The sequence below is a fragment of the Haloplanus sp. GDY1 genome (assembly GCF_023703775.1).
Taxonomy (GTDB): Archaea; Halobacteriota; Halobacteria; order Halobacteriales; family Haloferacaceae; genus Haloplanus; species Haloplanus halophilus.
The window spans coordinates 231,556-246,326 of sequence record NZ_CP098514.1; the positions used below are offsets into that span (position 1 = coordinate 231,556).

The following is a 14,771-nucleotide window of genomic DNA, read 5'->3' on the forward strand; positions in this document are numbered from 1 at the left end:
CGGTGTCGAGGGTTTATGATCCGGACCGACCGATTGGGGGTGTGTCCGAGCCAGTCTCCACCGGCTGTCAACCGCTCGACGACCTGCTCGGCGGCGGCCTCGAGCGCGGGACCGTGACCCAGGTGTACGGCCCGCCGGCCGCCGGCAAGACGAACCTCGCGCTCTCGGCGGCCGTCCAGGTCGCCGCCGAGGGGGGCACCGCGGTGTACGTCGACACCGAGGGGCTCTCGGTCGACCGGTTCCGACAGCTCGCGGCGGCCGCGGTGACCGACGGCGAGCGCCGCACCTCGGGGCCGTCGTCGGTGCCCGACGAGGACCTGGAGGCGATCACCTCCCGCATCGTCGTCACCGAGGTCCACGACTTCGCCGAACAGGAGGAGGCGGTCCGCGACGCCGCCGACTTCGCGCCGCGGGCGGAGCTGATCGTCCTCGACAGCGCCACCGGCTTCTACCGGCTCGAACGCACCGACGGCGACGAGGGCGAGACCCTCCGACGGGTGGGCCGGCAGGTGACCCACCTGCTGTCGCTCGCGCGGAAACACGACCTCGCGGCCGTCGTCACGAACCAGGTGTTCACCGATCCCGAGGCCGACCGGGCGCGGGCGCTCGGCGGTCACACCCTGAATCACTGGACGGGAACGGTGCTCCGACTGGACCGGTTCCGCGGCGGCAACCGCCGGGCGACGCTCGAGAAACACCGATCCAGGCCCGCCGGCGAGACGGCCTCGTTCCGCATCACCGGCGACGGGCTGGCGGCAGGCGAGGAGAGCCTATAGCTCGCCCAGCTTCCGGAGCAACTGCCCGCGGTACTGCTCGTCGGCGATGAGGCCCTTCAGCTCGAGGACGTTGCGCTCCAGCGTGTCGGCGGCGACGTGGAAGGCGTGATCGGCGCCGTACCCCTCGCCGGAGCCGGCGACCTGGCCGCGGTTGGTCCGCAGGCGGATCTGACACTGGATCAGGGGCGTGCCGCGGAGCTTCTCCTTGTGTTCGTGGAACCGCACGTGGGCGTGGTGGACCTGCATCTCCTGGTACTTGTCGGCCACGTCGGTGATGCCCTCGACGATCTCCTCGCGGGCGATCGTGTCGAGCAGGGCGACGTTGGTGATCTGGACGTCCATCTGCCCCTCCTCGGTGAACGTGAGCGCGCGCAGCACGTCGGTCTTCGTCAACACGCCGGCCACGAGGTCGTCCTCCTCCTCGCTCGGGGTCACGATCAGCCCCGACACGTCGTTGTCGAGCATCGTCCGCACGGCGTCCTCGACGGTGGCGTCGGACGTGGTCGTCAACACGGGGTTGGTCATCAGGTCGTAGACGGGGAGGTCGAGCATCCGGTCGAGGTCGCCCCGCCGGTCGCCGCGGCCCTGCCGGTCGGCGTCGCGGACGACGAAGTCGACGATGTCGTGGGTGGTCAGGACGCCGACGAGGGAACCGTCGTCGTCGACGACGGGGAGCCGCGAGATGCCGTGTTCGCGCAGGCGGTTGATCGCCTGCCCGACGTGGGACTTCTCGCCGACGGAGATCACCTCCTCGGTCTGGATCTGTTCGACCGTCAGCGCGTCGAGGCTGTCGAGCACCGCCTCCAGAATGGCGTCGGCCGTGACGATCCCCCACAGGTTCTCGCCCTCGTAGACCGGGGCGACCTTGGTGCCGCCCTCGACGAGAACCCGCGCGACTTCGCGGACGTCCTCGGTGCGGTCCACCCGCGGGGCGGACTTCATCAGCACGCTGGCCTTCGTGTCGTCTTCGATCCGGGATCGAATCAGGTCGCGCTCGCCGATGACGCCCGCGTACTCGCCGTCCCGAGTGACGATGAGTCCCTTCGGGTTCTCGCGATCGAAAATCGAGCGGACCTTTCCCAACCGCTCGTCCGCGTCGACTTCGATGTACTCGGGGGTCGCAATATCGGCAATATCCATAGGTACACGTGGATCATCCGGTGGCTTGAAACTTGTTTCTTCAGCGTGGCGCCGTGGTAACCGGTGGCGTCACCCGTGGTAACCTCCGTGTCGAGATCCGTCCACCCCACCGAAAACGGCCTCGCGGGATCGGAACGGGCCGGGGCACCGACCTGCCGTGAGGTGTCGATCGGAGCCGAGGCTGCGGGACGCTCCGGCTAGACAGGGTCGCTACTCCGAAGTTTTTTGACTTCGGATGGGCGTGTGGTGTGTAATGTCCAAGCAAACGGACCCGTCGAAATACGGGCCGCTTCGGGGACTGAAACTCACCGGACCACCGCGCGAACGGGGCATCACCCACGGCGAGGCGTTCGCCGACGAAATCGAGACGAACCTCGAAATTTACCTCGACGTGTTCGAGCACAAGGGCACCGACGAGGCGACCGTCTACGAACAGGCCGAGGAGTTCGTCCCGCTGATCGAGGACGAAAACGAGGCGTACGCCGAAGAGATGCGCGGCGTCGCCGAGGGGAGCGGCCTCTCGATCGAGGACGTGACGATCCTCAACGCACGCTACGAGGTGATGTACAGCGCGTTCAAGCAGGCCGCGGACGAACTCAACGAGGACAAACCGGACGCGTGTACCGCGTTCGGGATTCGGAACTCACGGTCCGAAACCGGGCACACGTACCTCGGCCAGAACTGGGATTGGATGCCGGGGTTGGAAACGTTCGTCATGGACGTCGAACCCGAGAACGGTGCCGATCACGTCGCCATGACCGAGGCCGGGATCGTCGGCGGCAAGATCGGCGTGAACGACGCGGGACTCGGCATGACGGTCAACGGCCTCATCACCGAACGCGACGGCGAGGAACCCTTCCGGAAGCCGTACCACGTCCGCTTCCGGGAGGTCCTCGAATCCGAGCGGATGGACGCTGCCATCGAAGCGGTGCTCGTCAAGGACCGGGTCTGTTCGGCGAACGTCATCGTCGGCCACGAGAGCGGGGAGCTGATCGACCTCGAACTCGCCCCCGAGAGGGCCAATTACCTGTACCCCGACGACGGGGTCCTGGTTCACACCAACCACGTCGAAGACACCAGTTCGATGGACAGCGAGTTCGAGAAACTCCTCCCCGATACGCTGTGTCGCGCACCCAGACTCCGGCGGTTGCTGACGGAGGGCACCGACCGGATCGACGAGGCGACCATCCGGAACGCGCTCCGGGATCACTTCGGCCACCCGAACAGCATCTGCCGCCATCCCGACGGCGACGACCACGAACTGGATCGCCTCGAGACCGGCGGCAGTTTCGTCATGGACCTCACCGAGAAGCGCCTGCTCGGCACCAACGGTCCGCCCTGCGGGCACGAGTACGTCGAGTTCCAGGTCGGGGGCTAGCTCCGCTGGCCAGCGGTGCTTCGTTCCCCCCGACCTCGCCCCGAACGACGTCGAACCCTCCCACACGAACGGATCGGCTCCCGCCTCGCCGTCGTCGCTCGGCCCCGGTGACCTGGGACCTTCGAGGGGGATCGGACCGACCGGCCCACGGGACTCCGCCCGAGTGGGTCGGCGAACGTATTGTCATCGCCCACGAAGCACTCATCCGACGAACCGTCGTCCGGGTCCCAACTACTCCCTGCACCATCGTCCCATGTGGGACCTCCCTTTCGACGTCGGGGTCGCCGGTCGGCTCCGGACGGGGAATCGGGCCAACGTTTTTACTGCGGCACGGGGCGACGTGTCGGTGATGGACTCCGACGAGCGACGGCGGCGGGTTCTGCGTCACCTGTGCCCGTGGATCGGACTCGTCGCCGCGACGGGTGCGCTCACGCTCGGCATACGAGCCATCGCCGCGGGCTCCGCCGGGAGCGGCGCCGTCGGCTACCTCGCGGGCGGACTGGAACTCGCCGCCGGCTACGTCACCGCCCGACGGGCGTGGACCCGAACCGTCGACGCCGTCCTCGTCGCGGGCGTCGTCGCCATCGTCGCCCTCTCGGCGTTCGTGCTGACGCAGTTACAGCTTCCACCCACCGTGTTTCAGGAGATGGCGGGTGGATAGCCGCGGCTCGCCGGTGTGAACAACGAAGACGGGTTGGGGCAGAGTTGAACGCTGGCGGACTCCCTCGGGTCGTCCGCTGCTTCCCGGCTCGCTTCGCTCGCCGGGAATGCCGGCCTCCTCCGAAATCGATAGAATCCGAATGGGTTGGGGCAGAGTTGAACGCTGGCGGACTCCCTCGGGTCGTCCGCTGCTTCCCGGCTCGCTTCGCTCGCCGAGAATGCCGGCCTCCTCCGAAATCGATAGAATCCGAATGGGTTGGGGCAGATTTGAACTGCCGGCCTCCTCCATGTCAAGGAGGTGTCATAACCAGACTAGACCACCAACCCGGTCGTGACGTGCTTTCGGACGCACTCACACGTACCGGCGGCCGGTAATTGAACCTTTCGGAACGCCGCCCGGCGCGGCGATTTCGGGGGAACTAAACGCGGGGTTCGAACGGAGCGCGCCGCCGTCCGGGAGTCGTGAGTGGACGCCGCTCCCGACGTCCGCCGGACGAAAGGGTTAAGATGATGTATAGATTTGTCCATTGTAACCCGAACTAATACACTGGTGTTCATCCATGCAGGACTACATCGAGCGCGTCACCGACGGCGAGGATCTGACACGGGAGGAGGCACGGGCGGCGGCCCGGGCCGTCTTCGAGGAGGCGACCGAGGCCCAGATCGGGGCGCTGCTCGCGGCGCTCAGGTCGAAAGGCGAGACGGAGACGGAGATCGCGGGCTTCGCCCAGGGGATGCGCGACGCGGCGCGGACCATCTCCCCGGACCGGACGCCGCTGGTCGACACCTGTGGCACCGGCGGCGACGACTACGACACGATCAACGTCTCGACGACGAGCGCCGTCGTCGCCGCGGGCGCGGGCGCCGCCGTCGCCAAACACGGGAACTACTCGGTTTCCTCGACGTCCGGAAGCGCCGACGTACTGGAGGTGGCGGGGGTGAACGTCGAGGCCGAACCGCCCGCGGTCGAGGCGGCCATCGAGCGCGACGGCATCGGCTTCATGCTCGCTCCCGTCTTTCACCCGGCGATGAAGGCCGTCATCGGCCCGCGGAAGGAACTCGGGATGCGGACGGTGTTCAACGTCCTCGGGCCGCTGACGAACCCTGCCGGCGCCGACGCGCAGGTTGTCGGCGTCTACGATCCGGACCTCGTGCCCGTCCTCGCCCGCGCGCTCGCTCAGATGGACGTCGACCGCGCGATGGTGGTCCACGGCTCCGGCATGGACGAGATCACGATTCACGACGTCACGACCGTCGCCGAGGTCGACGGCGACGAGGTGACGGAGTACACGCTGACGCCGGCCGACCTGGGGCTGGAGCGGGCGCCCATCCAGGCCGTCGCCGGCGGCAGCCCCGAGGAGAACGCGGCCGACCTCCGCGGCATCGTCGCCGGCGAGGTGACGGGCGCGAAACGCGACATCATCCTCGCGAACGCGGGGGCGGCGCTCTACGTCGCGGGCGTCGCCGACGACCTGCCGGGCGGCGTCGACGCGGCCCGCGAGGCCATCGACTCGGGCGCCGCGGCGGCCAAACTCGACGACCTGCGGGGTGTCTGATGGTCCGGTCGAAGATCTGTGGCGTGACGACCGAGGCGGACCTGCGGGCGGTGTCGGAGGCGGGGGCGGACGCGGTGGGGATCGTCACCGAGGTGTCCGTCGACACGCCCCGCGAGGTCGCTCCCGACCGGGCGGCCGACCTCGTCGCCGCCGCACCCCCCTTCCTCTCGACGGTGCTTGTGACGATGCCCGACTCGCCGTCCCGGGCGGTCGAACTCGCCGGCGCCGTCACCCCCGACGCGGTCCAGATCCACGGCGGCTTCGACGTCGAGGACGTGCGGTACGTCCGCCGTGAGGCCCGGACGGACGTGATCACGGCCGTCGACGCGGCCGACATCGCTCGCGCCCGCGCGCACGACGACGTGGCCGACGCGGTCCTGATCGACTCGACGACCGACTCGGGTGCGGGCGGCACGGGCGAGACCCACGACTGGGGCGCCGCCGCCGACCTGGTCGACGACCTCTCGGCGCCGGTCGTCCTCGCCGGCGGCCTCACGCCCGAGAACGTCGCCGAGGCGGCCCGGACGGTCGGTCCGTACGCGGTCGACGTCTCGAGCGGGGTCGAGCGCCGCGGCGGCGAGAAGGATCACGAGGCGGTCCGGGCGTTCGTCCGCAACGCCGACGTGGAGGTGCCGGCGTGACGCCCGACACCGATCGGGCGACCTTCGTCGATCGGATCGGGGGCGACGACCCGGTCGTCGCCCGTCTCGCCGTCACGCTCGACGTCGAGACGACGCCTCTGTCGGCCTACGCCGCCCTCGACGACCGCAGCGACTACGGCTTCCTCTTGGAGAGCGCGGAGAAGACCCCCTCCAGCGACCCCGAGGGCGCCTTCACCTCCGGCGAGGGGACGGACCGCCACGCCCGGTTCTCCTTCGTCGGCTACGACCCCGACGCCGTCGTCTCGGTCACCGGCACCGACGTGACGGTCGAGTCGCTGGGCGGGTCGGCTGCCGACGTCGTCGCCGAGACGGCGGGCGTCGCGGGCGACGACGCCGACGCGGACGTCCTCGACGCGCTCCGAACCGCGCTCCCCGACCTGGATCGGGTGGGCTTCCCGGCGGCCGACCGCCAGCACCTCGACGGCGGACTGGTGGGCTTTCTCGCGTACGACGCCGTCTACGACCTCTGGCTCGACGAGGTGGGCGTGGAGCGCCCCGATCCGATCGTTCCCGACGCGGAGTTCGTCCTCACGACGCGGACGCTCGCCTTCGACCACGCCGAGGGGACGGTCCGACTCGTCTTCACGCCGGTCGTGGATCCGGACGCCGACCCCGGCGCCGTGTACGACGCGCTCCTCGACGAGGCGACCGACGTCGAGTCGGCGCTCGCGGACGCGGACGCCCCCGAGACCGGGGGGTTCGAGAAGACCGGCGAGACCGCCGGCCCGCGCGAGGCGTACGAGGACGCGGTGCGGAGGGCGAAGGAGCACGTCCTCGACGGCGACATCTACCAGGGCGTCGTCTCCCGGAAGCGCGAACTCACGGGCGAGGTCGACCCGCTCGGCCTGTACGAGTCGCTCCGGACGGTCAACCCCTCGCCGTACATGTACCTCCTGCGCCACGGCGACCGCTCCATCGTCGGCGCCAGCCCCGAGACGCTGGTGTCGGTGCGTGGCACGCGCGTCGTCTCGAACCCCATCGCGGGCACCTGTCCCCGCGGGTCGGGGCCGGTCGAGGACCGACGCCTCGCCGGCGAGATGCTCGCCGACCCGAAGGAGCGCGCCGAACACACGATGCTGGTCGACCTGGCGCGCAACGACGTGCGCCGCGTCTCGAAACCGGGGTCGGTGCGGGTCGAGGAGTTCATGAACGTGCTGAAGTACTCCCACGTCCAGCACATCGAGTCGACGGTGACGGGCACGCTCGCCACCGGATCGGACCCGGGCGCGGGCGGCGAGCGCTCGCCCCCGTTCGACGCCTTCGACGCCACCCGGGCGACGTTCCCCGCGGGGACGCTCACCGGCGCGCCGAAGGTGCGGGCGATGGAGATAATCGACGCGCTGGAGCGCGATCCACGCGGCGTCTACGGCGGCGGCGTCGGCTACTACTCCTGGTCCGGCGACGCCGAGTTCGCCATCGTCATCCGGACGGCGACGGTCGAACGCGGCGCCGAGGATCGGATCACCGTGCAGGCGGGCGCGGGCATCGTCGCAGACAGCGACCCCGCGAGCGAGTACGAGGAGACCGAACAGAAGATGGGGGGCGTCCTCGACGCCCTCGAACGCATCGAGACGACCGCCCCCGAACCGGAGGCCGGCCGATGAAGGTCCTCGTGATCGACAACTTCGACTCCTTCACGTACAACCTGGTCGAGTACATCTCCGATCACCCCGACCCGTTGACGGGCGGGCCGATCACGGTCGAGGTGCTGAAAAACACCGCGACGCTCGACGAGGTTCGGGCGGTCGACCCCGACGCTATCGTCGTCAGTCCGGGCCCCGGCCACCCGAAGAACGACCGCGACGTGGGCGTGACCAACGCCGTCCTCCGGGAGGTGAGCCGGGAGGTCCCGACACTCGGGGTCTGTCTCGGCCTTGAGGCCGCCGTCTACGCCTACGGCGGGACGGTGGGGCACGCTCCGGAACCGATCCACGGCAAGGCCTTCCCCGTCGACCACGACGGCGAGGGCGTCTTCGCCGGCCTCGATCAGGGATTCCGGGCCGGCCGCTATCACTCGCTCGTGGCGACGAGCGTCCCCGACGCCTTCGAGGTGACGGCGACGACCACCCACACCGACGCCGAGGGGGCGGACCACGAACTCGTCATGGGGATCCGCCACCGGGAGTACCCCATCGAGTGCGTGCAGTTCCACCCCGAGAGCGTCCTGACCGCCGTCGGCCACGACGTGATCGACAACTTCCTGCGGGCGGCGCGGACGCCGGACGCTACAGCAGGAACGTCGTGACCAGCAGCGCGAGACCGATCAGGACGGCGGCGATGGTCACCAGCCGCCACGCGATCTTCAGGACGACGCGACCGACCAGGATGACGACGCCGACCGCGACGATTGTCAGGAGGATCTGTCCGAGCGGTCCGCCGAGCGCACCGCCCAACTGGAGGAGTACCTGCGGCGTGAGCGACATATCAGACATGGACTCACAGCGGGCGCATAAGTCTGTGGGCGGCCACTCGACTCCGCCACCGGATTCGGATTATCAGAATCTGGAGGGATCTCCGGCGCCGTCTCGCCCGCAGCGGGCACGTGCGTGACGGTACCGTGACACCTCTCTGTCAGGCGACGCCGATCGGAGCCCGTCGAAACCCCCCTTCCGTTCGGGTGGATTCCCCGCTCCCATCGGGCGATTCGATCCGAAATATTTCACTTCCACTCCGGTCTACACACCGTTATGTGTGTCGGGAAGTGATGATGGAGGCGTGTACGCGGCACCGCCGCCGTAGCCGATACCGTGAAGTAGACAGGAATCGGATAGTTTGGCGACCCGAACGCAAGCCTTTACCCGCCGATTCCACTTACAGCAACCGTCACAGATGAGCCGATTCGAACCAGTCACCGGACCACGCCCGACGCCCGTTCGGGGTGGGGGGAACCGCGACGCGACGAGGACGACCGACACATGAGTACGTACGACATCGACACCGACGAACTGGAGTTACCGATCAAACGCACCGACGGGGACACGCTCGAGGAGCGTCTCACTGCCAACGCCTACCACAACATCCTGCCCGCGCGCTACCTCCGGAAGGACGCCGACGGGGACCTGATCGAGGACCCCGAGGACCTCTTCCCGCGCGTCGCCAAGAACATCGCCCTCGCCGAGGCGGTGTTCGAGGCGCGCAAGCAGGACGTCGAGATCACGGTCACGCCCGACCAGTTGAAGCCCGATCACCCGCGCCGTGACGAACTCGCGGCCGAGGTGTTCGGTGCGGGGACCACCGCCGACGCGGACGCCGAGACGACCCTCTCGGAGTACAACGTCAACAAGTTCGCCTACGAGACGGTCGTGCCGGAACTCCCCGACGAGGTCCGGTCGGCCGTCGAGGAGACCCGCGAGGAGTTCGAACGGCTGATGGGCGACCTCTCATTCATGCCCAACTCGCCGACGCTGATGAACGCCGGGGACGAACTCCAGCAGCTCTCGGCCTGCTTCGTCGACTCGCCCGACGACGACATCGACGACATCCACCAGACCGCCAAGGAGGCCGCCCAGGTGTTCCAGTCCGGGGGCGGCATGGGCTACGCCTTCTGGCGGCTTCGCCCCTACGGCGACCCCGTGGGTTCCACCGGCGGCATCGCGTCGGGACCGATCACCTTCATGCGGACCTTCGACCAGATGTGCTTCCCGCCGGGGACGAGCGTGCTCACGCCCGACGGCCAGCGGAACGTCGAGGACCTCCGCGTCGGCGACCTGGTGATCGACGAGACGGGCGAGACACAGCCCGTCGTCGAGACGATGGAACGCGGAGTCGACGAGGAGCTCGTCGAGGTAACGCCGGACCGGCTGAACGAGCCCATCCGAGCGACGAGCGAACACCCGTTCAAGGTGGCCCGTGACGACGGGGTGGAGTGGGTCGACGCCCGCGATCTCGACGAGGGAGATCTGCTCGTGCTCGGTCACGCGACCGAGAGCAACGACCTTGAGCTCGACGCGACCGCGGACCTATCGACGCTTGCGTCCGGCCCGATGACGTTCGCCGACGGCGGCGTGAGCATCAACGGCGAGTACTACGCCGCTGACAGGGGGCCGCGTCCGGATCCCGTGGAGACCGAGGTCCCGGTCGCCGACCTCGCGACGCTCGCCGGCTGGTACCTCGCGGAGGGGTGTGTCGTCTACCGGCGCGGGATTCCGAACGAGGTCACGTTCACCCTCCATGCCGACGAGGGCGAGGCGGCCGAAGAGATACTCGACGCCCTCGTGTCCTTCGGCGTGACGGCGCGAACCGAACGAGTCGAGGAGCGCAACACCCTCCACGTCCACGCCGAAAGTTCGAGCCTCGCCCAGCTCGTCGAGGGGCTGTTCGGCACCGGCGCGTCGGAAAAGCGGGTCCCCGACTTCCTGTGGAACGCTCCAGTCGAGACGCAGGCGCGGGTCATCGAGGCGCTGTTCGACGGTGACGGCACGCTCGAAACCCGTGGCAAGAGCCAGCGGGCGAAGCTCCAACTGACCTGTGAGGAGGTTGTCGACTTCGTTTTCCAAGCTGGCCTCCGGTGTGGCGTCCAGTTCTCCCGCCACAGCCGCACCCCCGAGGATCGGAAGCCGTCCTACTGGGTGAGCGCGAGCGTCAGCACGGCGCTCGGCACCCCGCTCGAACCCCTGTTCGATGACGTTCCGGATGACTTCCAGCCGCGTGACCGGACGCAGCGGGCACACGGTCGCGAGGTCGTCGCAGTCGACTCGGTTGAGCGGGTCGCGTACGAGGGGTCGGTCCACAACGTCGAGGTCGACGGGACCCACACCTACGTCGCCGAGGACGTGGTCGTCCACAACTGCGAGACCATCGCCCAGGGCGGCGCCCGCCGCGGCGCCCAGATGGGCGTCATGCGGGTCTCGCACCCGGACGTCATCCAGTTCATTCACGCCAAGAACAAGGACGTCTCGCTGGCCCACACCCTCCGTCTCAACGACCCCGACGACTACACCCACACCACCTTCGCCGACGCCCTGGAGGAGGCCCGCGAACTCATCGACGACGAGGGCAAGGTGCCGAAACACCTCCGCAACGCAGTCGAGGGCCATCTCTCGAATTTCAACATCTCGGTCGGCGTCACCGACGACTTCATGGCGGCCCTGGATGCGGGCGAGGAGTTCACGTTCACCAACCCGCGCACGGGCGACCCCCACGTCGCGACGCCCGAGACGAAGGAACTGTACGAGATGTTCGGCCTCGGCGAGTACGTCGAGGTGGGCGAGGAACTGTCGATGCCCGCCGAAGTCCTCTGGGAGGACATCGTCGAGGGCGCCCACGAGAACGGCGAACCCGGCGTCATCTATCTGGAGCGGGTGAACAAGCAGCATTCGTTCGACGTGGAGGAGAACCCGGATCACCGCATCCTCGCCACCAACCCCTGTGTGACCGGTGACACGCTGGTCAGCACGGAGAACGGGCTGGTCACCGCCGAGGAACTGTACGAGAGCGGCGTCGCCCGCGACGTGGTCGTCGACGGCCGACTCGACGAGGAGACGCTGAAGGAGGCGAGTAGCGTCTACAAGACCGGAGAGAAGGACGTGTACGAACTGACGACCGAGGAGGGGTACACCCTCCGCCTCACCGCCGATCACCGCGTCATGACCGACGACGGCTGGACCGAGGCGGTCGACCTCGACGCCGGCGACACGGTTCACATCCAGAACCGCAAGGGTGCGTTCGGTCGCCACGGGAGCGCGGAAGAGGGCCGCGTCCTCGGCTGGCTCGTCGGCGACGGACACCTGAAGGGGGACGAGGAGCGGGCCGTCCTGAACTTCTACGACGAGGACGCCGAGGTGTCCGAGGCGTTCGCCGAGGACGTGAACGCGGTCGTCCGGGAACCGACCGGAAACGCCGACTACGAGGTCGGCGTCAACGAGATCAGTCGCGGCGACGACTATCGCGGGGCGCGAGCGGTCGAGCAGCGGATTCGCTCGGCGCGGCTCTACGAGTACGCCGAGGAGGCCGGGCTCGTCGAGGACAAACTCAGCGTTCCCGACGCCGTGATGCGAGGGAGCGAGGAGATGGCCCGTGGCTTCCTGCGGGCGCTGTTCACCGCCGACGGGAGCGTCCAGGGCACCGTCGAGAAGGGCGTCTCCGTTCGGCTGTGGAGTGCCGACGCCGACCTGCTCGGCGACGTTCAGCGACTCCTCCTGAACTTCGGCATCGCGAGCAAGGTGTACGAGAACCGGGAGGACGCGGGCACGACGGAACTCTCGGACGGTCGCGGGGGGACGAAGGAGTACGAGACGCAGGCCCAGCACGAACTCGTCGTCGTCAAGGACAACCTCGAACGGTTCCGCGACGAGATCGGCTTCCTGCTGGACTACAAGACGGAGGCGCTCGACGAGCGGCTCGACGGCTACGACCGCGGGCCGTACAGCGAGCGATTCGAGGCGACCGTCGAGTCCGTCGACCGAGACGGCCACGAGGCGGTGTACGACCTGACCGAACCGGACACGAACTCCTTCGTCGCCAACGGGCTCGTGGTCCACAACTGCGGCGAACAGCCGTTGGAGGAGTACGAGGCCTGCAACCTCGGCCACATCAACCTCTCGACGCTCGCGGATCTGGACGCGCCCGACTGGCGCGTGTGGGCCGACGAGCACGCCGACGAGTACGACTCCCAGTCCGCGGCCGTCGAGGCGTTCCTCGACGAGGCAGTCGACTGGGAGGCCTTCGACCACCGCATCGCGTACGGCACGCGCTTCCTGGAGAACGTCGTCACGATGTCGGACTTCCCGGTCGAGGAGATCGAGCGGAAGGTCCGGGAGATGCGCAAGATCGGGCTGGGCGTCATGGGGCTGGCACAGCTGTACGTCCAGCTCGGCATCCGCTACGGCAGCGAGACGGGCAACGAGGTGGCCCGCCAGCTGATGACCCACATCAACCACGAGTCGAAGTGGACCTCCCACGAACTCGCCGAGGAGCGCGGCGCCTTCGAGGACTGGGGGGACTCGAAGTTCGCCGACCCCGTCCGCTACCGCGAGTGGTTCGAACACCACACGGGCCTCGACGCCGACGAGTGGGCCGAGGGCTTCCCCATCCGCAACCACAACACCACCACCATCGCACCGACGGGGACGACGTCGATGGTCGGCAACACCACCGGCGGCTGTGAACCCATCTACAACGTCGCCTACTACAAGAACGTCTCCGACGACGTGCAGGGCGACGAGATGCTCGTCGAGTTCGACGACTACTTCCTGCGGACGCTGGAGGCGAACGACCTCGACATCGACGCGGTGAAGGAGGAGGCCCAGGAGCAGATGGCGGAAAACGAGTTCGACGGGGTCGAGGGGCTGGACACCGTCCCGAACGCCATCGGCGAACTGTTCGTCGTCACCGGCGACCTCTCCGGGAAGGAACACGCCGCGGTCCAGTGTGCGTGTCAGGAGGGCGTCGACTCCGCCATCTCGAAGACCTGTAACTTCCCCAACAGCGCCACGGTCGAGGACATGGACGAGGTGTACCGCTACATCTACGACCACGGCGGGAAGGGCGTCACCGTCTACCGCGACGGCACGCGCTCGAAGCAGGTGCTGACCACCCGCGCGAAGAACACGGAGTTCGCCGACGAGAGCGAGGCCGCGGAGGCGCTGGTCGAGCAGATCGAGGAGGTGTTCGGCGGCATCGAGGGCTTCCTCGACAACGAGGACGTGCAGGCCGCCCTCGACACCCAGCTTTCGGACCTGCTCGCGGCCGCCGACGGCGAGCGCGAACTCGGCACGAAGCGGCCGCGTCCGGACGTCCTCCACGGCGTCACCCAGCGGATCGACACCGGCTACGGGAAGCTCTACGTCAACATCAACGAGGACGAGGGCGGTCGGCCGTTCGAACTGTTCGCCAACATCGGCAACTCGGGTGGCTTCACCGCCTCCTTCACCGAGGCACTGGCGAAGACCATCTCGACGGCCCTGCGCTCGGGCGTCGACCCCCGGGAGATCGCCTCGGAACTCCAGGGCATCCGGTCGCCGAAGGTGGCCTGGGACAAGGGCGAACAGATCAACTCCATCCCCGACGCCATCGGGACGGCGATGCGGCGCTACCTCGACGGCGAAATCGACAAGCCGTACCCGAAACAGCAGAACCTCACCGAACTGGAGAAGGCGGAGGCGGAGGCGATGGACGGCGGCCCCGAGGCCGACGGCGGCGCGGCCGCGGCGGCCGACGACGACACCGCGGACCTCCTCGCCGCCGGCGAGAGCCCCGAGTGTCCCGAGTGTGGCGCGATGAGCCTCTACTACTCCGAGGGCTGCAAGACCTGCGAGTCCTGTGGCTGGTCGGAGTGTTGACCTGATCGGCTGACCGCACCTCCCGACGGGATCGGGTTCCGAAACGGGCACCGCCGGGGATCGAACGTTCCGACCCCGACAGTCCGGGCGACGCCGGCGGAACAGTCATGTCGATGTGGACCTGAAGGAGTGACATGTCAGCGTCAGGTGGACGTCCCTGCCCTCGCTGTGAGACGGCGATGCGCCGTCGTCACTGCAAGTACGTCTGTCCGAACCACGGGGTCGTCTACGACTGCAGCGACACGTTCTGGTGACATGACGAGCCGAGAACACTCCCAACCCGGGAACCGCTGGTGCGCGTGCGCGCCGACCGGAGCGAA

At 68.4% G+C, this 14,771-nt stretch carries 11 protein-coding genes and 1 tRNA gene; 9 read left to right on the forward strand and 3 right to left on the reverse strand.

All coding sequences use genetic code 11. The features are described from left to right. Window positions 1–41: 41 nt before the first annotated feature. Window positions 42–776, forward strand: a complete 735-nt coding sequence (radB, locus tag NBT67_RS01255) for a DNA repair and recombination protein RadB (protein ID WP_251343012.1) — start codon at window positions 42–44, stop codon at window positions 774–776. Here the strand turns inward: radB and NBT67_RS01260 are convergent. Further along, a complete protein-coding gene (locus NBT67_RS01260; RefSeq protein ID WP_251343013.1) occupies window positions 771–1,916 on the reverse strand; it encodes a CBS domain-containing protein in 1,146 nt (381 codons plus the stop codon). The genes radB and NBT67_RS01260 overlap by 6 nt on opposite strands. 253 nt (window positions 1,917–2,169) lie before the next feature. Between NBT67_RS01260 and NBT67_RS01265 the strand changes: the two genes are divergently transcribed. Together NBT67_RS01265 and NBT67_RS01270 are read left to right on the forward strand one after the other, a co-directional pair. Then, window positions 2,170–3,294, forward strand: coding sequence for a C45 family autoproteolytic acyltransferase/hydrolase (locus tag NBT67_RS01265; protein ID WP_251343014.1), 1,125 nt, complete (start codon window positions 2,170–2,172; stop codon window positions 3,292–3,294). A gap of 349 nt (window positions 3,295–3,643) precedes the next feature. Then, on the forward strand, window positions 3,644–3,955 hold the full coding sequence (locus tag NBT67_RS01270) for a hypothetical protein (protein ID WP_251343015.1): 312 nt from the start codon (window positions 3,644–3,646) through the stop codon (window positions 3,953–3,955). 251 nt (window positions 3,956–4,206) lie between these two features. On the opposite strand, the gene NBT67_RS01275 is transcribed toward NBT67_RS01270, so the two are convergent. Beyond that, window positions 4,207–4,281: transfer RNA gene (locus NBT67_RS01275), tRNA-Val, on the reverse strand. Between the two features lie 233 nt (window positions 4,282–4,514). Here NBT67_RS01275 and trpD point away from each other — a divergent pair. The 4 genes from trpD to trpG are packed head-to-tail and all read left to right on the forward strand — an operon-like array spanning window position 4,515 to window position 8,417. Next, entirely contained in the window at window positions 4,515–5,510 is a 996-nt protein-coding gene (gene trpD / locus NBT67_RS01280; protein ID WP_251343016.1) for an anthranilate phosphoribosyltransferase, read from the forward strand. Next, complete coding sequence (locus tag NBT67_RS01285; protein ID WP_251343017.1) at window positions 5,510–6,151, forward strand: phosphoribosylanthranilate isomerase; 642 nt, start codon at window positions 5,510–5,512, stop codon at window positions 6,149–6,151. Before trpD ends, NBT67_RS01285 begins: the two co-directional genes overlap by 1 nt. Continuing rightward, window positions 6,148–7,776 carry an anthranilate synthase component I gene (trpE, locus tag NBT67_RS01290; RefSeq protein WP_251343018.1) on the forward strand — a complete coding sequence of 543 codons (1,629 nt, stop codon included), beginning with the start codon at window positions 6,148–6,150 and terminating at the stop codon, window positions 7,774–7,776. Before NBT67_RS01285 ends, trpE begins: the two co-directional genes overlap by 4 nt. Then, entirely contained in the window at window positions 7,773–8,417 is a 645-nt protein-coding gene (gene trpG, locus NBT67_RS01295) for an anthranilate synthase component II (protein WP_251343019.1), read from the forward strand. Before trpE ends, trpG begins: the two co-directional genes overlap by 4 nt. On the opposite strand, the gene NBT67_RS01300 is transcribed toward trpG, so the two are convergent. Next, window positions 8,398–8,595: a DUF8029 family protein gene (locus NBT67_RS01300; protein ID WP_251343020.1), complete on the reverse strand. Its 198-nt coding sequence runs from the start codon at window positions 8,593–8,595 to the stop codon at window positions 8,398–8,400. The two genes, trpG and NBT67_RS01300, sit on opposite strands and share 20 nt — an antisense overlap. A 492-nt stretch (window positions 8,596–9,087) precedes the next feature. Between NBT67_RS01300 and NBT67_RS01305 the strand changes: the two genes are divergently transcribed. Together NBT67_RS01305 and NBT67_RS18050 are read left to right on the forward strand one after the other, a co-directional pair. Further along, window positions 9,088–14,451: an LAGLIDADG family homing endonuclease gene (locus NBT67_RS01305; RefSeq protein WP_251343021.1), complete on the forward strand. Its 5,364-nt coding sequence runs from the start codon at window positions 9,088–9,090 to the stop codon at window positions 14,449–14,451. A gap of 134 nt (window positions 14,452–14,585) precedes the next feature. Beyond that, complete coding sequence (locus NBT67_RS18050) at window positions 14,586–14,705, forward strand: HVO_2523 family zinc finger protein (RefSeq protein WP_305881850.1); 120 nt, start codon at window positions 14,586–14,588, stop codon at window positions 14,703–14,705. Window positions 14,706–14,771: the final 66 nt, after the last annotated feature.

Bases quoted from the DNA above. Each gene is read 5' to 3' on its own strand.
- NBT67_RS01260 (WP_251343013.1), bottom strand. From the start codon at position 1,916: ATGGATATTGCCGATATTGCGACCCCCGAGTACATCGAAGTCGACGCG.
- NBT67_RS01265 (WP_251343014.1), top strand. From the start codon at position 2,170: ATGTCCAAGCAAACGGACCCGTCGAAATACGGGCCGCTTCGGGGACTG.
- NBT67_RS01270 (WP_251343015.1), top strand. From the start codon at position 3,644: ATGGACTCCGACGAGCGACGGCGGCGGGTTCTGCGTCACCTGTGCCCG.
- trpD (WP_251343016.1), top strand. From the start codon at position 4,515: ATGCAGGACTACATCGAGCGCGTCACCGACGGCGAGGATCTGACACGG.
- NBT67_RS01285 (WP_251343017.1), top strand. From the start codon at position 5,510: ATGGTCCGGTCGAAGATCTGTGGCGTGACGACCGAGGCGGACCTGCGG.
- trpG (WP_251343019.1), top strand. From the start codon at position 7,773: ATGAAGGTCCTCGTGATCGACAACTTCGACTCCTTCACGTACAACCTG.
- NBT67_RS01300 (WP_251343020.1), bottom strand. From the start codon at position 8,595: ATGTCGCTCACGCCGCAGGTACTCCTCCAGTTGGGCGGTGCGCTCGGC.
- NBT67_RS01305 (WP_251343021.1), top strand. From the start codon at position 9,088: ATGAGTACGTACGACATCGACACCGACGAACTGGAGTTACCGATCAAA.
- NBT67_RS18050 (WP_305881850.1), top strand. From the start codon at position 14,586: ATGTCAGCGTCAGGTGGACGTCCCTGCCCTCGCTGTGAGACGGCGATG.